Origin of the sequence: Streptomyces sp. NBC_00005, assembly GCF_045160215.1 — a bacterium.
Classification (GTDB): domain Bacteria; phylum Actinomycetota; class Actinomycetes; order Streptomycetales; family Streptomycetaceae; genus Streptomyces.
The window spans coordinates 10,669,390-10,692,601 of the sequence record NZ_CP108316.1 but is presented as its reverse complement, the minus strand read 5'-3'; the positions used below and the strand labels follow the sequence as shown (position 1 = coordinate 10,692,601).

Annotated in this window: 16 protein-coding genes; 11 read left to right on the top strand and 5 right to left on the bottom strand. The window is 70.3% G+C overall.

The features are described 5' to 3' along the window. Nucleotide 1: 1 nt before the first annotated feature. The 8 genes from OG303_RS48880 to OG303_RS48845 all read left to right on the top strand — a co-directional run bounded on the left by OG303_RS48880 (nucleotide 2) and on the right by OG303_RS48845 (nucleotide 10,665). Nucleotides 2–1,633, top strand: coding sequence for a hypothetical protein (locus OG303_RS48880; protein ID WP_405876508.1), 1,632 nt, complete (start codon nucleotides 2–4; stop codon nucleotides 1,631–1,633). Beyond that, nucleotides 1,630–3,441 carry a glycoside hydrolase family 3 protein gene (locus OG303_RS48875; RefSeq protein WP_405876507.1) on the top strand — a complete coding sequence of 604 codons (1,812 nt, stop codon included), beginning with the start codon at nucleotides 1,630–1,632 and terminating at the stop codon, nucleotides 3,439–3,441. Before OG303_RS48880 ends, OG303_RS48875 begins: the two co-directional genes overlap by 4 nt. Before the next feature lie 48 nt (nucleotides 3,442–3,489). Beyond that, nucleotides 3,490–4,161, top strand: coding sequence for a TetR/AcrR family transcriptional regulator (locus OG303_RS48870; RefSeq protein ID WP_405876506.1), 672 nt, complete (start codon nucleotides 3,490–3,492; stop codon nucleotides 4,159–4,161). Between the two features lie 151 nt (nucleotides 4,162–4,312). Beyond that, nucleotides 4,313–5,998 (top strand): AMP-binding protein, encoded by a 1,686-nt coding sequence (locus OG303_RS48865; protein ID WP_405876505.1) that lies wholly within the window; start codon nucleotides 4,313–4,315, stop codon nucleotides 5,996–5,998. Next, the gene (locus OG303_RS48860; protein ID WP_405876504.1) at nucleotides 5,995–6,753 is read left to right on the top strand and encodes an enoyl-CoA hydratase/isomerase family protein; all 759 of its coding nucleotides are present in this window, start codon (nucleotides 5,995–5,997) and stop codon (nucleotides 6,751–6,753) included. The genes OG303_RS48865 and OG303_RS48860 overlap by 4 nt, the downstream gene beginning before the upstream one ends. A gap of 4 nt (nucleotides 6,754–6,757) precedes the next feature. Beyond that, entirely contained in the window at nucleotides 6,758–7,507 is a 750-nt protein-coding gene (locus OG303_RS48855) for an SDR family oxidoreductase (protein ID WP_405876503.1), read from the top strand. Between the two features lie 37 nt (nucleotides 7,508–7,544). Then, nucleotides 7,545–9,296, top strand: coding sequence for a CocE/NonD family hydrolase (locus tag OG303_RS48850; protein WP_405876502.1), 1,752 nt, complete (start codon nucleotides 7,545–7,547; stop codon nucleotides 9,294–9,296). Between the two features lie 19 nt (nucleotides 9,297–9,315). Further along, nucleotides 9,316–10,665, top strand: coding sequence for an alpha/beta hydrolase domain-containing protein (locus OG303_RS48845; protein ID WP_405876501.1), 1,350 nt, complete (start codon nucleotides 9,316–9,318; stop codon nucleotides 10,663–10,665). A gap of 60 nt (nucleotides 10,666–10,725) precedes the next feature. On the opposite strand, the gene OG303_RS48840 is transcribed toward OG303_RS48845, so the two are convergent. Then, a complete protein-coding gene (locus OG303_RS48840; RefSeq protein ID WP_405876500.1) occupies nucleotides 10,726–12,954 on the bottom strand; it encodes an MMPL family transporter in 2,229 nt (742 codons plus the stop codon). A 212-nt stretch (nucleotides 12,955–13,166) separates the two neighbouring features. On the opposite strand from OG303_RS48840, the gene OG303_RS48835 reads away from it, so the two are divergent. Continuing rightward, nucleotides 13,167–13,898 carry a response regulator transcription factor gene (locus OG303_RS48835; RefSeq protein ID WP_405876499.1) on the top strand — a complete coding sequence of 244 codons (732 nt, stop codon included), beginning with the start codon at nucleotides 13,167–13,169 and terminating at the stop codon, nucleotides 13,896–13,898. Continuing rightward, nucleotides 13,892–15,283: a sensor histidine kinase gene (locus tag OG303_RS48830; RefSeq protein WP_405876498.1), complete on the top strand. Its 1,392-nt coding sequence runs from the start codon at nucleotides 13,892–13,894 to the stop codon at nucleotides 15,281–15,283. The genes OG303_RS48835 and OG303_RS48830 overlap by 7 nt, the downstream gene beginning before the upstream one ends. A 6-nt stretch (nucleotides 15,284–15,289) precedes the next feature. Here OG303_RS48830 and OG303_RS48825 read toward each other — a convergent pair whose 3' ends face one another. Then, nucleotides 15,290–16,057, bottom strand: coding sequence for an SDR family NAD(P)-dependent oxidoreductase (locus tag OG303_RS48825; protein WP_405876497.1), 768 nt, complete (start codon nucleotides 16,055–16,057; stop codon nucleotides 15,290–15,292). A gap of 80 nt (nucleotides 16,058–16,137) precedes the next feature. Here OG303_RS48825 and OG303_RS48820 point away from each other — a divergent pair, with 80 nt between their 5' ends. Next, the gene (locus OG303_RS48820; protein WP_405876496.1) at nucleotides 16,138–16,713 is read left to right on the top strand and encodes a TetR/AcrR family transcriptional regulator; all 576 of its coding nucleotides are present in this window, start codon (nucleotides 16,138–16,140) and stop codon (nucleotides 16,711–16,713) included. 16 nt (nucleotides 16,714–16,729) lie between these two features. On the opposite strand, the gene OG303_RS48815 is transcribed toward OG303_RS48820, so the two are convergent. The 3 genes from OG303_RS48815 to OG303_RS48805 form a co-directional block, all read right to left on the bottom strand. Beyond that, complete coding sequence (locus tag OG303_RS48815) at nucleotides 16,730–19,210, bottom strand: glycoside hydrolase family 2 TIM barrel-domain containing protein (protein ID WP_405876495.1); 2,481 nt, start codon at nucleotides 19,208–19,210, stop codon at nucleotides 16,730–16,732. Between the two features lie 318 nt (nucleotides 19,211–19,528). Next, nucleotides 19,529–22,231 (bottom strand): pyruvate, phosphate dikinase, encoded by a 2,703-nt coding sequence (ppdK, locus tag OG303_RS48810; protein WP_405876494.1) that lies wholly within the window; start codon nucleotides 22,229–22,231, stop codon nucleotides 19,529–19,531. Nucleotides 22,232–22,240: 9 nt separating this feature from the next. Beyond that, complete coding sequence (locus OG303_RS48805; RefSeq protein ID WP_405876493.1) at nucleotides 22,241–23,179, bottom strand: universal stress protein; 939 nt, start codon at nucleotides 23,177–23,179, stop codon at nucleotides 22,241–22,243. Nucleotides 23,180–23,212 lie beyond the last annotated feature (33 nt).

Here is a 23,212-nt window from a genome sequence, read left to right as displayed (position 1 = left end):
GATGCACCCCAATCGCTTCGACGACACCGGCCTGCGGAGGCCGACGAGCGAGCGCTTCGACGTGCGCAGGCTCAACCCGCCCAACCGCCTGTGGGGCGCCAACGGTGTCACGTTCGGGCCCGACGGCCGGCTGTACGTGGCGCAGTTCCTCGCCGGGCAGATCAGCGCGGTGGATCCCGCGTCCGCCGACGTCGAGGTCGTGGTGGAACTCGACAGTCCCGTCCAGGCGCCGGACGACCTCGCCTTCGGCGCGGACGGCTCGATGTACATCACCGATCTGACGCCGGGCCGCGTGTGGCGCCGTAGCCCGTCGGGCGAATACGGCCTGGTCTCCGACTCGCTCCGGGCACCGAACGGCATCACCTGCATCGGGGACCGTCTCTTCGTCAACGAGATGGCGATGAACGGCCAGCTGCTGGAGCTGTTCCCGGACGGCGGCGACCCGGTCGTCCTGACCGATGGTCTGGCCTTCGGCAACGCCATGCAACTCGGCCCGGACGGCTACCTGTACTACCCGCACATGATGGACAACCAGGTCTGGCGCATCCCCCCGGACGGCGGCACACCCGAGCTGTTCGCGACGGACGTGCACGACCCGGTCGCGGTCCGCTTCGACCAGGGAGGCACCCTGACCGTCCTGTCCCGGGGCATCGCCGGCATCGTTACCCGTATCGACCTCGCCACCGGTGACCGGTCGGTCGTCACCTCCGGCGTCGCGGGTCTCGACAACGCGGCCTTCGACGCGGAGAACCGTATGTACGTCTCCAGCTTCGCCAGCGGCGGCGTCACGGAGATGCACGCCGACGGCCGGACCCGCGAGATCGTGCCGCGCGGCCTCGCCGGCCCGTACGGGATCACCGTCGACCTCGGCGGCACGGTCCACGCGGCCGACCACTACCGCCTGGCCCGTCTGACCGGCTCCCCCACGGACCAACCCGGCGGCGCCACCCGGGCGTTGATGCCCTTCGTTCACGGCGTCACCGCGGACGACGGACTCCTGCACGTGACCTCGCAGTTCGGCGAGGTCCGCACCGAGGACCCCGCGCACGACACCGCACGAGTACGCGCGACCGGCCTGAACGAGCCCGGCGGACTCGCCGTCGCGCCGGACGGCTCGCTCGTCGTCGCCGAGTCCGGCGCGGGCCGCGTCGTACGGATCGACGAGACCGACACCCTGACGGTGCTCGCCGAGGGACTCACCCACCCCGTGGACGTGGCCTTCGACGACACGACCTGTTACGTCAGCGACGACCGGCTCGGTGCGGTGCTCCGCATCGACGCCGGGGAGGCGGTGACCGTCGCGGACGGATTGGGCGCGCCCCAGGGGCTCGCCGTACTCGACGACGAACTCTTCACGATCGAGGTCGAGCACCGCCGGCTACGGGCGATCTCCCTCATCACCGGGGAGAGCCACATCGAGGCCGAGGACCTGGCGGTCGGCCTGCCCCCGGGAATCGCCCGCCCCCACCCGGGGCCGGTCTCGCCTCCCGCCGGTCCGCCGCGCCAGTTCGCCGGACTGGCCGTGGACCCGGACGGCTCCCTCCTCCTGTCGGCGAACGGAGAAGGAAGCGTGCTGCGACTCACCACCCGTCGACGAGACAACGGAACACCCGTGAAGGAGACAGGGAATTGACCCGCACAAGCCCGGCCGCCGTCTCACCCCGCCACCGCTTCCGCGGGGGTGCCACGGCCCCGTACGAAGACCCGTCCCTCCCGGTCGCGGACGGCGTCGAGGACCTCCTGGGCCGGATGACGCTGGAGGAGAAGGCCGGGCTGATGTTCCACAGCCAGGGCGTCATGGGCCCCGCTGGTGAGTTCATCGAGGACGCCGCGCGGATGCAGTGGGGCGAACCGGTGCGCGACATGGTCGAGAACCGGCACATGAACCACTTCAACCTGGTCGGCGCCGCCGAACCCGAGGAGATCGCGGCCTGGCACAACCGCCTCCAGGAGGTGGCGCTGTCCACGCGCCTCGGCATCCCCGTGACCCTGTCCAGCGACCCGCGCCACCACTTCACCGAGAACTGGGCCATGTCGACGACGGCCCGGGGCTTCGCCCAGTTCCCGGAGACTACCGGCCTCGCCGCGATCGGCGACGAGGAGACGGTGCGTCAGTTCGCCGATGTGGTGCGGCGCGAGTACCTCGCCGTCGGCATCCGGGTCGCCCTGCACCCGCAGATCGACCTGGCCACCGAACCGCGCTGGTCCCGGACCAGCGGCACCTTCGGCGAGAACGCAGACCTCACCGGCCGCCTGGCCGCCGCCTACATCAAGGGGCTTCAGGGCGAGGTCCTCGGCCCGCACTCGGTCGCGGCGATGACCAAGCACTTCCCCGGTGGCGGACCGCAGAAGGACGGCGAGGACCCGCACTTCCCGCACGGACGCGAACAGGTCTATCCCGGCGGGATGTTCGACCTCCACCTCGCGCCCTTCCTCAAGGCCCTGGAGGCCGGCACCTCGCAGATGATGCCCTACTACGGCATGCCGGTGGACACCGACATGGAGGCTGTCGGCTTCGGCTTCAACAAGGGTGTGATCACGGGCCTGTTGCGCGAAAAGCTCGGCTTCGACGGCATCGTCTGCACCGACTGGAGCCTGCTCAACGACACGGTCTACGGCGAGGCCCGGGCCTGGGGCGTCGAGGAACTCACCCCGTCCGAGCGGACGTTGAAGGTCATCGAGGCCGGCTGCGACCAGTTCGGCGGCGAGTCCTCCCCCGATCTGGTCGTCGACCTGGTCCGCGCGGGCAAGGTGTCCGAGGAACGCATCGACACCTCCGTACGGCGCCTGCTGCGCGAGAAGTTCGTCCTCGGCCTGTTCGAGAACCCGTTCGTGGATATCGACGCCGCCGCTTCGATCGTGGGAACGCCAGAGGCGGTTCAGGCCGGACGGAGCACGCAGAGCCGTTCCCTTACTCTCCTCAAGAACACGAACGCCCTGCTCCCGCTCGCCGAGGGCACCCGCGTCTACGTCGAGGGCGTCGACCCCGGGACCGCCGCCGAGTACGGCACCGTCGTGGCCGCCCCCGAGGAGGCCGACGTGGCGATCCTGCGGCTGCGCACCCCCTACGACGAGCGCACCGGCCCTCTGGAGAGGTACTTCCACGCCGGCCGCCTCGCCTTCGACGCGGACGAACTCGATCCTGTCCTCGTCGTGTGCGCAAAGGTGCCCACCGTCGTCGACATCTACCTGGAACGCGCCGCCGTGATCCCGGAGATCGCCGACGCGGCGGCCGCCCTGGTCGGGAACTACGGCACGGGCGACGGCCCGCTGCTCGACGTGCTGTTCGGCCGGCGAGCCCCCGAGGGCAGGCTGCCGTTCCAGCTGCCCCGCTCGATGGCCGACGTGGAACGACAGCGGTCCGACGTGCCGAGCGACGGAACGGACGCCGTGTTCGAGTACGGCCACGGGCTCAGCTGTGCGACACCGGGCAAGGGGTGAGTCCGTCGTTCTCGATCATGCCTGCGGGGCCTCACAGTACGATGAGGCATGACGTCGTACCCGAACAGTTCGTCCCCGGTGGGGAGTGGCACTGCCGCGCGGACCGGCTCGCGGACCGGTCGGCGCGCGGCCGGTACCGGTCGCAAGCGCCTCGACGACGACCGGCGGGACGAGCTGCTGGGGCGGCTCCAGGCGATCGTCCTGGCGGAGGGCTTCGCCGGGCTGACCGTCGACACGCTCGCCGCCCGGCTGCAGTGCTCGAAGTCCACCCTGTACGCGATCTCCTCCAACCGCCACCACCTCGTGGCGACCGCGCTCAAGAGCTTCTTCCACGACGCGGCGGAGCGGGTGGAGAAGGAGGTCGCCGAGGTCGCGGACCCCGCCCAGCAGATCGCCACGTATCTGGCGGCCGTGGGCCACCAGATGCGCCGTATGTCGGTCGCCTGCTACGAGGACATGCTCGACGACGACCTGACCCGGGAGATCTACACGGTCAACTCGCTGGCCGCGACGAGCCGGGTGCGCGGGATGATCCACGCGGGCGTGGAGTCGGGCGACTTCCGCGCGGTGCACGCCGAGTTCGTCAGCCAGGCCGTGGGGCTGCTGATCGACGGCATCCACAGCCGTGAGCTGCTCGTCTCGACGGGTCTGTCCTCGGGGGATGCCTTCGTCGAGCTGAGCGATCTCGTCCTCGGGGCGGTCTCCAAGACCGCTCGCTGACCGGCGGGCGGCGCCTCCACCACGCCGTACACACACTCATCAGGGTCGTCGCTGCGCACACCCTTGATGAATACTTCACAGAGTACTAACGTACGCGAAATCGTACCCGCACATCGAAGGTCGCCTTCGTCGTTCCGTTATGAGGCAATCGATGGCCCTCTCCGATCCCCGCTCTGCCGCCGACCCGCTCGACCGGGTCCAAGAGCTGGTCACCCTCTACAGCGACCCGCACGCGAGCGTCGCCCACCTGCTCTGCGACGGGCATCCGTCCGACGCCGTCGCCTACACGGTCGTGGAGCCGGACCTGTCGGCCACCGTGCTCACGTACGGCCGGCTGCAGACCGAGTCCGAGCGGTTCGCCGCCGCCCTGGCCGAACTCGGTGTCGGACCGGGCGACCGGGTGGCGACGCTGATGGGCAAGAGCGTCGACTACCTCGTCGCGCTGCTCGCCACCTGGCGGCTCGGCGCGGTGACGGTGCCGCTGTTCACCGCCTTCGCGCCCCCTGCGATCGCCCTGCGTCTGCTGGCCAGCGACGCCAAGGTCGTCATCTGCGACGAGACGCAGCGGGCGAAGCTCGAACCGGGCGAGGACATCCCGGCCGACGCGAAGTGGCGTGTCGTCGTCAGCGGCGGCCCTGGCCGGCCAGGCGACGGTGCCGACCGGTCCGGCGATCTCCGCTTCGCCGAGCTGCTCGACGCGCACGCTCCCGGCCTGCCCGCCGCCGCCCTGGGCGGGGACGCGCCGCTCGTGCACATCTTCACGTCCGGTACGACGGGCCGCCCCAAGGGCGTCGTCGTGCCCACGTCGGCCATCGCGGGCTTCCGGCTCTACGCCGAGTTCGGCTGCGGGGCGACCGGGGACGACGTCTTCTGGAACGCCGCCGACCCCGGCTGGGCGTACGGGCTCTACTTCGGCGTGATCGCCTCGCTGAGCCTGGGAGTGCCCAGCGTGCTGCTGCACTCCGGGTTCTCCGCCGAGCTGACCTGGCGGGTGATGGACGACCTCAAGGTCACCAACTTCACCGCCGCGCCCACCGTCTATCGGTCGCTGCGCGCCTCTGGTGTCCCGGTGCCGGACGGTCTCGCGCTGCGGTGCGCGTCCAGTGCGGGTGAGCCGCTGACGCCCGAGGTCAACGCCTGGGCCGAGGAGGCGTTCGGCATCCAGGTGCATGACCACTACGGGCAGACCGAGGCGGGCATGCTGATCAACAACCACCAGCTCCCGGCGCTACGACGCCCGGTGCGGCCGGGGTCCATGGGGCATCCGATGCCCGGGTGGAGCCTGCACGTGCTGTACGAGGACCGGGACGAGATCGCGCCGGTCGACACGGTCGGCCGTATCGCCGCCGACCTCGCGGCGAGTCCGCTGGCCTGGTTCCGCGGGTACGAGGGCGATCCGGCGAAGAGCGCGGAGAAGTTCAGCGCCGACGGCCGCTGGTACTACACCGGTGACGTCGGACGGGTGGACGACGAGGGCTACTTCCACTTCTCCTCCCGGGACGACGACGTGATCATCATGGCCGGGTACCGCATCGGTCCCTTCGATGTCGAGTCCGTCCTGGTCACCCACCCGGCGGTGGTCGAGTGCGCGGTGATCGCGGCACCCGACGAGGTCCGCGGCGAGGTGCTGGAGGCCTTCGTCGTCCTCCAGGACGGTGCGGAAGCTTCCGAGCAACTGGCCGTCGAACTCCAGCAGTTGGTGAAGAAGCGCTTCGCCGCCCATGCCTACCCCCGCACGGTGCACTTCGCCGACCAGCTGCCGAAGACACCCAGCGGAAAGATCCAGCGATTCGTGCTGCGCCAGCAGCGCCAGACCGACCCAGGGGCACACGCGTGACCACAGCGGTACTCAGCGAGCAGACCGGCGCCGTCCGCCGGATCCGGCTCAACCGGCCCGAGAGCCGGAACTCGATCAACCCGGACCTGATCGAGTCCCTCGACGCCGCCGTCGCGGACGCGATGCGGGACCCGGACACCGAGGCCGTGGTGATCTCCGGGAACGGCCCGAGCTTCTGCGCCGGAGCCGATCTGCGCCACCTGCTGGAACTGGCCCGCACGGGCGGCGATCCCCTGGCGTTCCTCGGCACGGTCTCCGAATGCTTCACCCGGCTGGAGGTGGCACCGAAGCCCGTCATCGCCGCCGTGCACGGCCATGTGGTCGCCGGCGGCCTGGAGTTGGCGCTCGCCTGCGACGCGGTCGTGGCCCGGGCGGGCACGGTCATCGGCGACGGGCACATCCGCAACGGCCTGCTGCCCGGGGCCGGTTCGAGCGTACGACTCCCCCGCAAGGTGGGCGAGCCACTGGCCCGGCGTCTGATGCTCACCGGTGAACTGCTGCCCGCAGAACACTTCGTGCCCAGCGGCTTCGTCCAAGCCGTCTCCGAGGAAGAGGAGTTCGAGGCCACCGTCACGGCCGTGGCCCGGTCCTTCTCCGGACTGCCGCCCGGCCAGGCCTGGTTGAAGCAGCTGCTCGCCGACCCTGGTGTCCCGGAGGCCCTGTTGCAGGAGCTGGACGTGTTCGCCGAACACTGGCGCGAGCAGGACATCGCCGCCAAGCTCACCCATTTCTTCGACCAGCGAGCCGTGAGGTAGCACAGTGCGACGTTATGCAGACCGAGTCGTCCTGATCACCGGTGCCGGGCAGGGCCTGGGCCGTGCCATGGCCCTCCGATTCGCTTCCGAGGGCGCCCGGTTGGCGTTGTGCGATGTCAACGACGCCTCGGTGAAGGAGACCGCCGAACAGTGCGGCAGCGTCGACGTGCGCACCTCGGTCGTGGACGTGGCCGACGCCGAGCAGGTCGACGAGTGGGTGGCCGGCACGGTGGATGCCTTCGGCCGCGCGGACGTCCTCGTCAACAACGCCGGGGTGATCCGGGACAACCGCCTGGAGCGGATGACCGACGACGAGTGGGACGCCGTCGTCGATGTCAGCCTGCGGGGCATGTTCCACTGCTGCCGGGCGGTGTTCCCGCAGATGAAAGGGCAGGGTTACGGCCGGATCCTGTCCTTCTCCTCCATGTCCTGGCGTGGCAACTTCGGGCAGGTCAACTACGCGGCCGCGAAGGCCGGTGTGGTGGGCATGGCCCGCACGATCGCCCTCGAGGGCGCCCCGCACGGCGTGACGTCGAACGCCATCGCACCCGGCCTCATCGACACCCCGATGCTGGCCTCGATGAACGCCGCCGGCCGCGCCAAGCTCGCCGCCAGGGTGCCCATGGGGCACATCGGCGACCCCACGGACATCGCCGAGGCCGCTGCCTATCTGTGTTCGGAGGCGGCCCGGTACGTGACGGGCGTGGTCCTCGACGTGGACGGCGGGATCAGCATCGGCAGCGCCCTGCGCTGACCGCACACCACGGATCGACGTGAAAGGGCACAGAGACATGGCTGATGTGGCCGACACCGCTGAACTCGTAGTCGAGAACGACGTGATGGTCCCGATGCGCGACGGCGTCCGCCTGCGCACGGACATCTTCCGACCGGCCGGACCCGGCCCCTACCCGGTACTGCTCCAGCGCTACCCGTATACCCCCCGCGACGGCATCTCGGCGATGTTCGCGCAGCTCATCGCCCGGCAGGGCTATGCCGTGATCGTGCAGAGCTGTCGGGGCCGGTTCGGCTCCGAGGGCGAGTTCTATCCGTTCGTACCGGATGTGGAGGACGGTTACGACGCCGTCGAGTGGGCGGCGGCCCAGCCGTGGTCGAGCGGCAAGGTGGGCATGTGGGGCATGTCCTACAGCGGTTTCTCGCAGTGGGCCGCCGCCATCGGCCGACCGCCCCACCTGACCGCGCTCGCGCCGTTCACGTGCAGTTGGGACTGGAGCGACAGCACCTGGTACTACGCACCCGGCGTGCTCCACCTCGGCCTCGCGCTGAGCTGGAGCGGCCTCATGACCACGGAGGAGGCCGACCGCCGGGGCGTACCGTCACCGCTGCCCGGCTTCGCCGCCGGCGGCCGGCTCATGGACGAGGGAAGCTTCGGCGACCCGGCGAAACTTGCCGAGCTGATCCGGCTGGAGCTGGAGGACACCCGCACCATGCTCGGCCACCGCCCGCTGCGGGACGTCGCGCAACTGCGGGAGCTGGCACCGTGGTTCCGCGACCACTGCGACCACGACGACGGCAGCGACCCGTACTGGCAGCGGATCAGCGCCGCCGCCCACGCCGACGACATCGACCTGCCGGTCTTCCATCTGGCCGGCTGGTACGACTTCTTCGCCAAGGGCAACCTGGACGCCTACACCGCCCTGGCCCACGACGGCGCCACCGAGCGGACCCGCGAGACACAGCGCCTGGTCGTCGGCCCCTGGAACCACAACTGCGCGCAGGTCCGGCCCGACGCCGACCAGAACGCCGGAATGTTCGTCGACTTCGGCCCCGACGCCCCGGTGATGCGGTTCTTCGCCCACCACCTCAAGGGCGAACTCCCGGACTACCAGCGGGAGGAGCCGCCGGTCCGGCTGTACGTGATGGGCGACAACGTCTGGCGCGAGGAGCAGGAATGGCCGCTGGCCCGGACCTGGTGGACCCCGTACTACCTCCACGCCGACGACGTCCGGAGCCTGTCGACCCAGGCGCCCGCCGATGAACAGCCGGACCAATACGTGTACGACCCCAGCGACCCGGTGCCCGGCTCGCTCCGGACGGGCGCGACGTACAACGACCCCGTCGACCTCGAAGCGGTGGCCGACCGACCCGACGTCCTCGTCTACTCAACTCCCCCGCTGGAGAACGACGTTGAGGTCACGGGTCCGGTGAATCTGGAGCTGTGGGCGTCGTCGTCCGTGGAGAACACCGACTTCACGGCGAAGCTGATCGACGTCTTCCCCGACGGCACCGCCGTCCCCGTCTGCCAGGGCGTCGTCCGCACGGGACACGGCGTGAAGGAACCCCGGACGCCGGGGACGCCGTACCACTACGAGATCAGCCTCTGGTCGACAAGCACCGTCTTCAAGGCCGGACACAGCATCCGACTCGACATCTCCTCCAGCGAGTTCCCCACCTTCGACCTGAACCCGAACACGGGTGAGCGCATCACCCACGCCACCACCGACAAGACGGTCCCGGCGATCCAGCGCGTCTTCCACGACGAACTGCGCCCCTCCCGCCTGATCCTCCCGATCATCCCCCGCTGACGAACCGTCAAGGAGCGCTATGGAAGCCGTAGTTCCCGCCGTACTGCGCCGATCGCCGGACGGCGACTCGCCGCCGTTCTCCCCCTACGGCACCCACGTCCCCTCCCTCGACACGTACGACTATGTCGAGGAGGAGTGGATCGCCACCGGTGAGGAGGACGGCCACGCCTACGCGACGACGGTGCTCGTACGGCGCCCCCGGGACCGGGCACGTTTCAGCGGCACCGTGATCGCCGAGCCGCTGCACGTCCACGGGATCGCGCCGATCTGGATCTACAGCGCGCCCTACATCCTGCGGTCGGGGCACGCTTGGGTGGAGATCACCGCGCAGAAGACCACTCTTGACCTGCATGTGAAGGCGTCCGATCCGGGGCGCTACGGGTCCCTGCACATCGAGGGGCCCGACAGCGCGGACTTCGACCTGAACGTGAACCTCGGCAACCGTGAGCTGTCGAAGAAGTTCTTCGCCGAGCTGGTGCGCCGCAACCGGGCCACGAGCGCGATCCTCGCCCAGGTCGGCGCCGCCCTCCGCTCGCCCGAGGGGCCGTTCGCGGGGACGGAGGTGGACCGGGTCGTCCTCGTCGGACACTCCCAGACCGGCTGGGTCACCACCACCTACATCGGCGACACCCACGCCACGCGGCGCCTCGCCGACGGCTCGCCCGTCTACGACGGCTTCTTCCCCTCGGGCTTCCCCCTCGACCCCTTCCACGACGTGGACGTACCGGTCGTACAGGTCATGAGCGACGGGGACGTCTCCGTCCCCGACTACTCGTTCGTCCCCGGCTACGAGGGGCGCGGGTACCGTCGCGAGGACAGCGACAAGCCCGGCGACCGATACCGCCTCTACGAACTCGCCGGTGTCCCCCACATGGGGACCCGGCAGGCGCCGTACAGCGACGTGTCGCTGTGGAAGGCCAACTTCGCCGCCGACGACGTCACGTTCGGGCCGAAGATGAACAGCCTGCCGCACTTCGAGCTGTTCAACATGGGCCTGCACCATCTGGTCGAGTGGGTGGCGAACGGTACGGTACCGCCCCGCGCCGACCGTCTGGAGGTGGGCCCGGACGGCTACTTCGCCAAGGACGAGCACGGCAACACCCAAGGCGGGGTGCGCACCGCCCAGTTGGACGTACCGCACTCCACCTACCGGCCCAACCCGACCAATCCGGACGGCACTCCGAGCTATCTGACGGTCGGCAGCGACGAGCCGTTCGACGCGGCGAAACTGCGGGACCTGTACCGGGACTCCGCCGACTACCTCCAGCGCTTCGAGCAGCGCCTCGACCAACTCATCGGCGAAGGCTGGCTGCTTGCCGAGGACGCCGACGATCTGCGGCGCGAGGCACGGGAGTTGGAGATCCCGTAACAGCAAAGACGGCGGGAACGGGGAGGCCCTCCCCGTTCCCGCCGCCACCTCCTCCTACTACTACCGGGAGGCGAGCAGGTCCTTGTCCTCCTGGCCTGCCTCCGCCGGACGCGCCTGCCGGCGGGTCAACTGCTCGCCCTCGACGTCGACATGGGGCAGCACCCGGTGCAGGAACCGCGGCAGCCACCAGGCCGCGTGCTGCAGGACGGACATCGCGGCCGGCACCAGACACATCCGGACCACGAACGCGTCGAGCAGGACGCCGACCGCCAGGGCCAGACCCATGCCCTTCGTGATCTGCATGTCGGCAAAGACGAACGACCCGAAGACGCTGACCATGATGACCGCGGCAGCGGTGACGACCTTCGAGCCGTGCCCGAAGCCGTCCACCATGGCCGCCGCCGGGCTCTTGCCGCGCGAGTACTCCTCGCGCATCCGGGAGACGAGGAACACCTCGTAGTCCATGGCGAGTCCGAACAGGATGCCGATCAGCAGGATCGGCAGGAAGCTGATCACGGTCGGGCTCGCCTGCGTCCCGAGTACCGAGGAGAACCAGCCCCATTGGAGGACGGCGACCAGCACACCCAGCGAGCCGCCGAGCGACAGCAGGAAGCCCAGCGCGGCCTTCAGGGGCACGGCGATCGAGCGGAACACCAGGGTCAGCAGAAGGACCGCGAGGCCCATGACCACCAGGCAGTAGACGGGCAGCGCGTCGGTGAGCTTCGCGGCGACGTCGATGCTGACGGCGGTGGAGCCGGTGACGTTGATGTCGGTGTCCGTGGACTTCTCGATGCCGTCGCGGGCGGCACGGATGTCGTGCAGCAGCTGCTCGGTGCGCTCGGACTGCGGACCGCTCTTCGGTACGACGCCGACCATGGCCGCGTTCCCACTGCCGCTGAGCCTGGCGGGAGCGACGGAGGCCACGTCGGGCAGCTTGCCAGCCGCGCCCGCGATCTGCTGGGCAGCCGACTCGGCCGCCTTCGCTCCGTCGCCCTGGACCAGGATGACCAACGTGCCGCTGTAGCCGGGTCCGAACGCGTCGTCGGTCATCTTCTGGGCGCGTACGGCCTCCGCGTTGGTGCTGGGCAGCGACAGCCCGAGCCGCAGATCGGCGGCCGGCACCGCCAGCACCCCGAGGCCGACCACGCCAAGGACCAGGACGGACCAGCGCCGCCGGCCCATCAGCCGCGCCCAGCGCACACCGGCGCCGACCGCACCGGACCGCCGCTTGTCCAGCGAACGGCGCGCGGACCTGCGCAGCGCCGGGATCCGGCTGGAGGCAATGCGCGGGCCGAGGAGGCCGAGGACGGCGGGCAGCAGGGTGAGCGCCAGCACCACCGCGATGACGACGGTGAGGGCGGCGCCGAGTCCCATGACGGCGAGGAACGGGATCCGTACGACGGTCAGCGCGGCGAGCGCGATGGCCACCGTGGCTCCGGCAAACAGCACGGCGGAGCCCGCGGTGCCCACGGCGAGGCCCGCGGACTCCTCCGGGTCCATGCCGTCCCTGACCTGCGTCTGGTGCCGGGAGACGATGAACAGCGCGTAGTCCACACCGACGGCCAGGCCCAGCATGAGGGCGAGCATCAGCGCGGTGCTGTCCATGTCGACGACGCTGGTGAGCGTCAGCAGCGCGAGGACGCCCATCGCCACCCCCACCATGGCCATGGCCAGCGGGACGACGGCGGCGCGCAGCGAGCGGAACACCAGGACCAGGACGATCAGCGTGATCAGCACACCGACCGCCTCTCCGGCACCTCCGCCGGCCTCCGGCACGGGATCGAACGCCTGGCCGCCCAGGGCCACGGTCAGCCCTTCGGACCGCGCCTGCCCGGCCGCGGCCTCGATCTTCTTGACCGAGGCCTCGCTGATCTTGGCGACCTGCTCCGCGGTGAAGGTGATCTTGCCTATTCCGGTACGGCCGTCGCGGGAGACGTTGCCCGCCGCGGTCGAGGGCGCCGTGACGGACTCCACGCCCGGCGTCTTCGCGATCCGGGCGGTGGCCGTGCGGATCGCCTCGGCCGCCGGACCGGCCGTCACCGTCTCGCCCTGCGGCGCGCGGAAGACGATCTGCCCGGAGATGCCGTCACTGCCCGACGGGAACTCCTTGGCGAGGACGTCGGAGGCCTTCTGGGCCTCGGTTCCCGGGATGCTCGTGGAGGAGGTGAACGGCTTCATCAGGGTGGCGGCCGCCGCACCGAGGGCGCACAGCACGACGAGCCAGCCGATGATCACCGTCCATTTGCGCCGGTAGGAGAACCTCCCCAGGCGGTACAGGAACGTGGACAAGTAGAACTCCCTGGAAGTGGACGCGCGAACGGGAGGGCCCGACACACGGCGAGACACCGCGGGGCCCGACGACCGCGACGCTATGAGCCGGCCGGGGCCGCGAGCCCGGTTCGGCCCCGCCGGGGACGCTTCTCACACGGAACTCCCATGGAAGACACCTGTGCCGTCGGGCACCCTTGATCACGTACGGCACGCAGGGAAAGGCTCCACCGATGAACGACGAAGCGACCGCCGACGCGGAGCGGGAGGAACCGCGCGTGCGGGGGCGGCTGCTGGTGGTTGACGACGAACCGGCGATCGTGGACACCGTCACCCGGTTCCTGCGGTTCGTCGGATACGAGGTGCGCACCGCTGCGACCGGCCGCGAAGCGCTGTCCCTGGCGCGGGAGTTCCTGCCCGACCTGGTCCTGCTCGACATCATGCTGCCGGACAGTGACGGCTTCGAGGTCCTGCACCGGCTGCGGGCCGACGGCCTCCCGGTCGCCGTGGTCTTTCTCACCGCTCGCGACACGCGCAAGGACCTCGTACGGGGACTCACCGCGGGCGGCGACGACTACATCACCAAGCCGTTCGGCCTGGACGAGGTCGCCGCCCGCGTCGGCGCCGTCCTGCGCCGCACCCGGGCGCACCGCCCGAGCGACCCCACGGTCGCGGTCGCGGACCTCACCCTCAACACCCTGACCCACGAGGTGCGCCGGGCCGGCGCCCTCATCGACCTGTCCCCCACGGAGTTCCGGCTGCTGCGGTATCTGATGTTGCACCAGGGCCGGGTGGTCACCCGCGCCCGGCTCCTGGAGCACGTGTGGTCGTACGACTTCAACGGCGACGACACCGTGGTGGCCACCTACATCAGCTATCTGCGCCGCAAGGTCGACAGCCACGGCGAGCGGCTGATCCACACGCACCGCGGTGTCGGCTACAGTCTCCGGGCCACGGAGTGCTGACCCGGCGCTGGTGGCGGAACCGGCCCCTGCGCACCCGGATCAGCATCCTGCTCATCGTGCTGTTCAACGGCGTGCTGACGGTCACGAGCATCGTGACGTTCTCCGTGCTGCGGTCCTCGCTGTACAAGGAACTCGACCACCGGCTGACCACGACGACCGCCGGCATGAAGACCGCGAGTGCCGCCGGCATCAAGATCTCGGGCAAGGACTCCACCGGCTACGGGTGGATCAAGTTCGGCGGTGATCTGTACATCGCCCTCCTCGACGGCGACGAACAACCCCGTGGCCCGGGCCCGCGCTACCCCGACCCGGCGCCTCCGGCGGGCACGCCCGTGACCGTACCGGCGAACGACTCGGCCAGTTCCGCTAAGTACCGGCTCGCCACCACCCGGCTCGCCGACGGCCGCACAGCCGTGGCCGCCGTCGACACTGCCGCGACCGAGGCCGCGGTCCGCCGGGCCGTCCTGGTGGTCGTCGGCGTGCAGTTGCTCGCCGACGTCGTCCTGGCCGTGCTGGGCGTCCTCGTCGTACGGCGCTCTCTGCGCCCGCTGGAACACGCGGCGCAGACCGCCGACCGCATCGCCACCGGCGACTTCGCACCTCGTCTGGTCGAGGCCCGCGTCGCTCCGAAGACCGAGGTGGGCCGGCTCTCCGGCGCCCTCAACCGGATGCTGGACCAGATCCACGCCGCCTTCGCCGCGCGCGATGTGTCGGAGGAGCGGCTGCGCCAGTTCGTCGCGGACGCGTCGCACGAACTGCGCACCCCGTTGCAGTCGATCCGCGGCTACGGCGAGCTGTACCAGCGCGGAGCCCTGCCCGACACCGAGGCCGTCGACGAGGCCATGGACCGCATGCTGGCCGAGGTGCACCGGATGACACGCCTCGTGGAGTCACTGCTCATGCTCGCCCGCTTCGACGAGGACGACCCGGACGACCTCGAACCCGTCGATCTCAGCCGCGTGGTCACCGAGTCCTGCCGGGACGCGGCGGCCGTCGAACCCGCCCGCCCGTGGACGGCCACCGTGACCCCGGACGTGACGGTACGCGGGGACGAGGCCCAACTGCGCGGAGTCGTCGCCAACTTGCTGGCCAACGTACGGATGCACACGCCGCCGGAGGCGAGCTGCTCGGTCGATCTGTCGACGGTGGCGGAGCGCGCCGTACTGCGCGTCCGTGACCACGGCCCCGGCATCCCGGCCGACGCGGTCCCCCATGTCTTCGACCGCTTCTACCGCGCCGACAAGAGCAGGAGCAGAGCCCGGGGCGGCAGCGGCCTCGGGCTCTCGATCGTCGCGGCCGTCGCCGACCTGCACGGCGGGACGGTGCGCGTCGAGGGCCCGGTGGGCGGCGGGACGCTGGTCGAGGTGACCCTGCCCCAGCTGTGAACGGTCCTAGGGGCGCATGCTGGTGCCGCCGTCGACGCACAGGATCTGGCCGGTGGTCCACTCCGAGAGGTCGGAGAGCAGGAACGCGACGGTGGCGCCGATGTCCCGGGGCTCTCCGTGGCGTGGCGCCGGCGTCCCCGTGAGGATCATGTCGCGGAAGTCCTCGGGGAGGTTCAGCTTCGTCGCCTCCGTCATCACCAGGCCAGGGGCGATGCCGTTGGCGCGGATACCGTCCTTGCCGTACTTGCGCGCGACATGGCGGGTCAGCGCGCCGATGCCGGCCTTCGTCACCGAGTACGCGACCTTGTCCGCCAAACCGGCGTAGACCGCGCCGGACAGGGTGTTCACCACGGAGCCGCCGCCGCTCGCGATCATGTGGGGCAGGGCGTGCTTGAGGGTCAGCAGGTAGCCCGTCAGGTTGACGTCGATCGTGCGCTGCCAGGCCGCGAGGTCGATGTCGACGACGTTCGTGTCCTTGGCGACCTCGTCGGGATGAATGTTGGCGGCCACGTTGAAAAGCCCGTCGATCCGCCCGTACTCCTTCACCGTCCGGTCGATCTGGTACTTGACCTGCCCCTCGTCCGAGATGTCGACGACCATCGCGACGCCGTCTCCGCCGGCGTCCCGAGCGGCCCGCAACGTGGCCTCGGCCGAGGCCTCCACGACGTCGCTCACCACGATCGTGGCACCGCCCGCCCCCAGGAACTTCGCCGTCGCGGTGGCGAGCCCACCCGCGCCTGCGAGGACGACGACCTTGTTGTTGAGGCCTTCCATCAACGATCTCCTTCAAGCCGAATGCCACGTTCCAAGAAACGTACAGTGGTGTACGGATAATGACCAGTAGTCTGCGACGCATGTCAGAAGAGGCTCAGCGCACGAAACGGCGAGACGCCGCCCGCAACCGGGAGCGGCTGCTGACAGCCGCCCGCAAGGCGTTCGCCGAACAAGGCCCCGACGTCGCCTTCGAGGAGATCGCCCGCGCCGCCGAGGTCAGCCGGACCACGATCTACCGCAACTTCGCCACCCGGCAGGAACTCGCGGCGACGGTCTACGAGGACAACGTCACGCGCATCGAGCAGCACGCCGCAGGACTGGGCGAGCGCCCTGACGCCGTCGTACGTCTCCTCGACTTCGTGCTCGACATGCAGCGCGACAACCGGACCCTCGCGCACATCCTGTCCGGCGCGGACATCACCTGGCTGACCCGCCTCTCCACCAGGACCGTCGCCGCGTTCCAGCCCCACTTCGAGCGCGGCCTCGCGGCCGGACTCGTCCGTCCGGACGTCGAGGTCGAGGACCTGATGCTGACGTTCCCCATGGCGGCCGGAGCGATGGCGGACAACGACGCCGTCCACCGCGAGGAGTTGAACGACCGCGTCCGCGCCATGCTCCACCGAGCCCTCTTCACGGGCCAGGAGCGCCACGACTGACGGACGGCCGCAGGCCCTACGACGGCTCGATCGCGTCCACGACGACCTCGACCGGCGCGCACCCGGCCGCCGTGACGGTGACGCCGATCTTTCCCGCTCCGCTCGGCCGGACGACCGCGACGACCCGTCCGTCGTACGTGTGATGCGTGGCGGAGGTGAACGTCTCCTCGGTGGCCGGGTTGCCGCTGCCCATCCCCTGCAACACGCCCGGGCCGGTCACCGCCACGGTCACCTGGCGCTCCTCCACGAACCGATGTCCCTCACCGTCGACGAGGGAGATCTCGACGAACGCCAGATCGGAGGCGTCGGCCCGGATCACGGCTCGGTCGACCACCGCCCGGAGCAGCACGGGACCGGTCGCCGACCGCAGGCCGAAGCGGCCCGTTTCGACGCCGTCGCGATAGGCGATCGCGGTGACAGCCCCTTCTTCGTAGAGGGTGTCGAAAGCGGTGCGGAACCGGTGGTCGGGACCCACGGGCCTACGGCCGATCGACCGGTCGTTGACGAGCAGTTCGACCTCGTCGGCGTCGCTGTATACCTCGACCACCACGGGGCGCCCCTCGAAGTCGCCCCAGCTCCAGCTCGCGACACTGTCGCTCCACGCCCATGGACCGACCTCGACCTGTTGGCCGTGGCGCGATGGCCGCTGCACGGCGATGTACGGCTCGGCGCGCAGGCCGTACACGATCTCGCGGTAGTAGGAGGCGGGGCGCCGCCACCCCGTGATGTCGATGTCGCCGCACCCGGCCACCAGCCAGGGATACGGGCCGCTCAGCGGCTCGCCGGGGTGCTCGTCGTCGGGGTAGCGGACGCGGCCGATGCCTGCCTCGCCGAGGTAGTCCCAGCCTGTCCAGGTGAAGTCGCCGAGGACGTGGGCGTTGCGCTCGACCAGGTCCCAGTACCGGTCGATCCGCGCCGGGAAGGTCTCGGTGCCCAGGATGATCCGGTTCGGGAACAGTTCGCGGTCCGTTTCGTAGCGGCCGTCGAGGTAGTTCATGCCGGCGACGTCGAGCACGCCGAACGACTCGGCCGTCTTGCGGGTGACGATCTCGGAGGATCCGATGCCGTTCATCAGGTCGCCGAGGTCCGACATCAGCGTGTTGATGCCGGGGTTGTCATCACCGGCAGCGGGCGGAAGGTCGGTGTCCGTGGGCTCGGACTTGGGCTCGGGCTTGGGCTGCATCATCTCGACGGCGTCGGGCAGCACGGCGAGCAGACCGTTGACGGCGTTCGTGACGAACCTCGTGTCGTCGAGCGCGCGCACCTTCTCGGCGAGTCTGCGGCCCCACACCCCGCCCCTGGGCGTGCCGGTCTCGGGGATCTCATTGCCGATCGAGTACAGGACGACGCTGGGGTGGTTGAAGTCCCTCGCGATCATCGACTCCAGGTCCCGTTCCCACCACTCCACGAAGTGCAGGGCGGCGCCGAACTCGGTCTTGCCCGTGGTCCACATGTCGAAGGCCTCGTCGATCACCAGCATGCCCAGCCGGTCGCAGGCGTCGAGCATGGCCGTGCTGACGGGGTTGTGCGAGGACCGGATCGCGTTGAACCCCGCCTGCTTGAGGATCTCCACCCGGCGCTCGTCCGCCCGCGCGATGGTCGCGGCGCCGATGACGCCGTTGTCGTGATGGACGCACGCGCCCCGCAGCTTCACCGTCTCGCCGTTGATCCGCAGTCCCGAGGCCGGGTCCAACTGGAGCCGCCGGATGCCGAATCGGGCCATCCGCGACTCCGACAGCCTGCCGTCGTCGTACAACTCGACAGTGGTGGTGTGGAGTTGCGGGGTGTCGACGCTCCACAGGGCAGGCTCGTCCACGTAGTGCCTGAGACGGCTGACGGCCGGCTCCCCGGGCAGCACAGTCACGACGACGGACGACGAGGCGACGGCCCGGCCGCCGGGATCGGTGATCTCGGTGCGTACCTCCACCGTGCGCGTGGCGGCGGAGTCGTTGACGACCGTGATCTCGGCTTCCACGACCGCCAGCTGGGGCTCGATGTCGGGTGTGCGGACCCGGATTCCGTCGACCGCGAGATGCACCGGCTCCAGGACGTGCAGCCATACGTCCCGGTAGATGCCGGCGCCGGTGTACCAGCGGCCGTCCTGGTGGTTGCGTGCCTCGACGTGGATCTCGTTGCGTCCCGCGCGGACCAGATCGCTCGCGTCCACCAGGAACCGGGCGTATCCGGAAGGGCGTTGACCGGCGTAGTCGCCGTTCACATGGATCACCGCGTCGCGGTACACGCCCTCGAACTCAAGGACAACCCGCTTGCCGGCCTCGGCCTCGGGGAGATCGAAGAGTTTGCGGTACTCGTAGACGCCGCCGGGGTAGTGGGCCGTCCAGGCTCCCCGCGGCAGTTCGGGATCGCGGGTGCGGGCGATCATCGCATCGTGCGGCAGGGTGACGTCCTGGTACGGGACGGCGGCTTGGCCCATCTCGGCGAACGGGTTGGACTTCTCGCGGTACTGCCATCCGCCGTTGAAGCTGCTGCGGCTCATCAGTGTTCCTCCGGGTCGGCCACCGGGCAAGAGGAAACGTACGCTACTGTACGGATCACGGAGCCGAGGGCAGCGTGAGGAGGCCGACCGCGATAGCTCGGATGTATAGCGCGCATCGCAACCAGGGAGGCTCTCCTGCAGCCAACCGCACGGTTGCGCCAATCAGCGGCCCATTCACAGCACTTTGGCCGCCCTTCCCCCTCCCGACCCTCTGGACACGATCACTCGCCCCCTCCATACATTCCTCCGATGTATCGTTTTTGGTGTTGCACGCACACACGTAGGAGCCACATTCGTCCTTGGGCCAGCGCAGGACCGTCAGCGGCTGTCGCTGGTCCCAGTGCCGTCCTCGAGCGCGGCGCGTCCCGCCTCCAGTCGGGCCGCCGGGATCCGGAACGGCGAGCAGGAGACGTAGTCCAGGCCCACTCGGTGGAAGAAGTGGATGGAGTCCGGGTCACCGCCGTGCTCGCCGCACACGCCCGTCTCCAGGCGGGGATTGACCGACCGTCCGGCCTCGACGCCCAACTCCACCAGCCGTCCGACGCCTTCCTGGTCGATCGAGTCGAACGGCGACACCGTGAAGACGCCCTTCTCCAGGTACAGCGGGAAGAAGGAGGCCTCCGCGTCGTCGCGGGACAGTCCCCAGGTCGTCTGGGTGAGGTCGTTGGTGCCAAAGGAGAAGAAGTCGGCGGCCCCGGCGATCCTGGCGGCGGTGAGGGCGGCACGCGGCAGCTCGATCATCGTGCCGATCGGGCAGTCGAAGGACATGCCGGTCTCGCCCATGACCTCGGCGAGGACGCGTTCCGTCTCCGTGCGGGCCAGGCGCAGTTCCTCGACCGTACCGACCAGCGGGATCATGATCTCGGCGCGTGGTCGGCCTCCGTCGCGGAGGCGGCGGGTCACTGCTTCGGCGACGGCCCGTACCTGCATGGCCATCAGGCCGGGCACGGCCAGACCCAGGCGGACACCGCGCAGGCCGAGCATAGGGTTCTGCTCGTGCATACGCTCGACGGCGGTGAGCAGTTCACGATCGTGCGGATCCGGGTGCGCGGCGGAAGCCAGACGGACTGCCAACTCCGTGCGGTCGGGCAGGAACTCGTGCAGCGGCGGGTCCAGCAGCCGGATCGTCACCGGCAGTCCGTCCATCGCCTCCAGGATGCCCGTGAAGTCCTCGCGCTGCAGGGGCAGCAGGGCGGCGAGGGCCTGTTCACGAGCGGTGTCGTCGCGGGCCAGGATCATCGCCTCGACCAGCCTCCTGCGGTCGCCGAGGAACATGTGCTCGGTGCGGCACAGGCCGATGCCCTGGGCGCCCAGGCTGCGGGCGCGCACTGCGTCCTCGGGAGTGTCGGCGTTTGCGCGCACCTCGAGGCGGCGTACGGAGTCGGCGTGGGCCAGCGCGCCCAGGACCGCTTCGGTGAGCGGGCCCTCAGCGATGCCGGTCTCCAGCGCGCGGCCGACGTCGGACGCAGTGAGCGGGAGTGCGCCGAGGTGGACGGTGCCGGCGGTGCCATCGACGGAGACGGTGTCGCCCTCGTGTACGACCACTCCTGATTCCGTGGCGAATTCGCGGGCGGCCACATCGACACCGAGTGACTCCGCGCCGCACACGCACACCTTGCCCATGCCGCGCGCGACGACGGCGGCGTGGCTGGTCTTGCCGCCCCGGCTGGTCAGGACCGCCTGGGCGGCGATCATGCCGGGGAGGTCGTCGGGGGTGGTCTCGCGGCGGACGAGGACCACCTGTTCGCCGGCCGCGGCACGTCGTACCGCCTCCGCCGAGTCGAAGACGACAGCTCCCACCGCGGCGCCCGGCGAGGCGGGCACGCCATGGGCGAGGGGCACGTCGGTGGGCCTCACCTCGAAGCGGGGGAACATCAGCCGGGTCAGTTCGGCGCCGTCGACGCGGACCAGTGCCTCGTCTTCACTGATCGTCTGTTCCTCGCGCAGGTCGTGGGCGATGCGGAAGGCTGCCTCGGCGGTGCGCTTGCCGACCCGGGTCTGCAGGATCCACAGCTTGCCGCGTTCGACCGTGAACTCGACGTCGCACAGGTCGCGGTAGTGGCTCTCCAGGGTGCGCAGGTGGTCACCGAGTTCGACGAAGGCGCGGGGGTCGAGCGACTTGAGCTCGCTCAGGGGCAGCGCGTCGCGCACGCCGGCGACGACGTCCTCGCCCTGCGCGTCGGGCAGATAGTCGCCGTACATGCCGCGTTCGCCGGTGGCAGGGTCGCGGGTGAAGGCGACGCCGGTGCCGCTGCTTCCCCATGTCACAGTGGTGCCGAGGTTGCCGAAGACCATCGCCTGGACGTTGACGGCGGTGCCGAGGTCCTCGGGGATGTGTTCGCGGCGGCGGTAGACGTGGGCGCGCTCGGTGTTCCAGGAGTCGAAGACCGCGCGGATGGCGCGAGAGAGCTGGTCGGCGGGGTCCTGGGGGAAGTCCTCGCCGGTCTCCTTGCGGATGATGGCCTTGAACTCCTCGGTGAGCAGGGCGAGTTCGTGGGTGTCGAGTTCGTGGTCGTCGGCGACCGCCCGGCCGGCCTTGTGTGCGGCGATGGCCTGCTCGAACAGGTCGCCGTCCACACCCATCACGGTGTGGCCGAACATCTGGATGAGGCGCCGGTAGGAGTCCCAGGCGAAGCGCTCCTGCCCGGAGATTTTGGCGAGGCCGGTCACCGACTGGTCGTTGAGCCCGATGTCGAGGATGGTCTCCATCATTCCGGGCATGGAGAAGCGGGCGCCCGAGCGCACGGACACCAGCAGGGGGTCGTCGGGTGCGCCGAGCGTGCGGCCCATGGCCCGCTCCAGACCGGCCAGGGCCTGGGCCGCCTCGACGCCCAGCTCGGGCGGCTCCGCGCCGGTCTCCAGGTAGACCTTGCAGGCGTCGGTGGTGACGGTGAATCCGGGCGGGACAGGCAGGCCGATCCTCGTCATCTCGGCGAGTCCGGCTCCCTTGCCGCCGAGCAGGGCGGCCATGTCCCGGCCGCCCTCGGCGAATTCGTACACGTACTTCGTCGGCTTGCTCATCATGGCCTCTCAGTCGTGGGGTACGACGGCCACGGGGCAGCCGACGTGGTGGATGGCGGCGTGGGCGACGGGGCCGGTGCGCGGGCCGGCGGGCCGGTCGGTGGTACGGCGGCCGACAACGAGCAGGCTCGCGCCGGAGGCGGCTCGGACAAGGACGGACTGGGGCCGGCCCTCGGTGACGGTCTCGGCGACCTCGATGCCGGGGTACTTGTCCCGCCATACCTGCAGGACGGCGCTCAGGAAGCCGAACCACTCCTCGGCTCGCTCCGGGCCACTCACGAGGCCGAGGTCGCCGGGGCCAAGCCCGATCAAGGAGGGCTGCTGCCAGGCGTGCACGGCCTTCAGGCGCGCTCCACGCAGCCGGGCCTCCTCGAAGGCGAACCGGATCACCTCGTCGCACGGGTCGGCCAGGTCGATGCCGAGGACCACGTCCCGGTATCCGGTGCGGATCGAGGCGTTGCCGTGGCCGTCCGGAAGGTGCTCGTCGGCGGCCTCCTCGCCGGCCCGGACGAGGACGACGGGCCGGGGCGCCCGCGCCACCACGCCCAGCGCGACCGAGCCGACCAGGAAACCGGTGAAACCGGTGAAACCGCTGAGACCGCTGAGACCGCTGAGACCGCTGAGACCGCGCGAGCCCAGCACGAGCAGGTCGGCCTGCTCGGATGCCTTCAGCAGGGCGGCCGTCGCGGGGCCTTCGACCTGTTCGTCCTCGATGCGGGTGTCGGGGCAGCTGCGGCGGATGCGGTCCTCCGCCTGACGCAGGGCGCGCCGGGCGAGGTGCCGCTGGGCGGCCGTAGCGATCTCGCCGTCCTGCTGGCGCGGGTGCCAGTTCCAGGCGTGCACGAGCCGCAGCGGCCGGTCACGGCGTACCGCCTCGCGGGCGGCCCACTCAGCGGCGGCCAGGCTCTCGGTTGAACCGTCGACTCCGGCGATGACGGGCGCCAGCATGGTGCGCACCTCCTGCGCTCGGTCTGCTCCTCG

What these genes read in the sequence shown, in the direction of transcription:
- OG303_RS48880 (WP_405876508.1), top strand. Translation starts at nt 2, where the DNA reads ATGCACCCCAATCGCTTCGACGACACCGGCCTGCGGAGGCCGACGAGC.
- OG303_RS48870 (WP_405876506.1), top strand. Translation starts at nt 3,490, where the DNA reads ATGACGTCGTACCCGAACAGTTCGTCCCCGGTGGGGAGTGGCACTGCC.
- OG303_RS48865 (WP_405876505.1), top strand. Translation starts at nt 4,313, where the DNA reads ATGGCCCTCTCCGATCCCCGCTCTGCCGCCGACCCGCTCGACCGGGTC.
- OG303_RS48850 (WP_405876502.1), top strand. Translation starts at nt 7,545, where the DNA reads ATGGCTGATGTGGCCGACACCGCTGAACTCGTAGTCGAGAACGACGTG.
- OG303_RS48845 (WP_405876501.1), top strand. Translation starts at nt 9,316, where the DNA reads ATGGAAGCCGTAGTTCCCGCCGTACTGCGCCGATCGCCGGACGGCGAC.
- OG303_RS48835 (WP_405876499.1), top strand. Translation starts at nt 13,167, where the DNA reads ATGAACGACGAAGCGACCGCCGACGCGGAGCGGGAGGAACCGCGCGTG.
- OG303_RS48825 (WP_405876497.1), bottom strand. Translation starts at nt 16,057, where the DNA reads ATGGAAGGCCTCAACAACAAGGTCGTCGTCCTCGCAGGCGCGGGTGGG.
- OG303_RS48820 (WP_405876496.1), top strand. Translation starts at nt 16,138, where the DNA reads ATGTCAGAAGAGGCTCAGCGCACGAAACGGCGAGACGCCGCCCGCAAC.
- OG303_RS48815 (WP_405876495.1), bottom strand. Translation starts at nt 19,210, where the DNA reads ATGAGCCGCAGCAGCTTCAACGGCGGATGGCAGTACCGCGAGAAGTCC.
- ppdK (WP_405876494.1), bottom strand. Translation starts at nt 22,231, where the DNA reads ATGAGCAAGCCGACGAAGTACGTGTACGAATTCGCCGAGGGCGGCCGG.
- OG303_RS48805 (WP_405876493.1), bottom strand. Translation starts at nt 23,179, where the DNA reads ATGCTGGCGCCCGTCATCGCCGGAGTCGACGGTTCAACCGAGAGCCTG.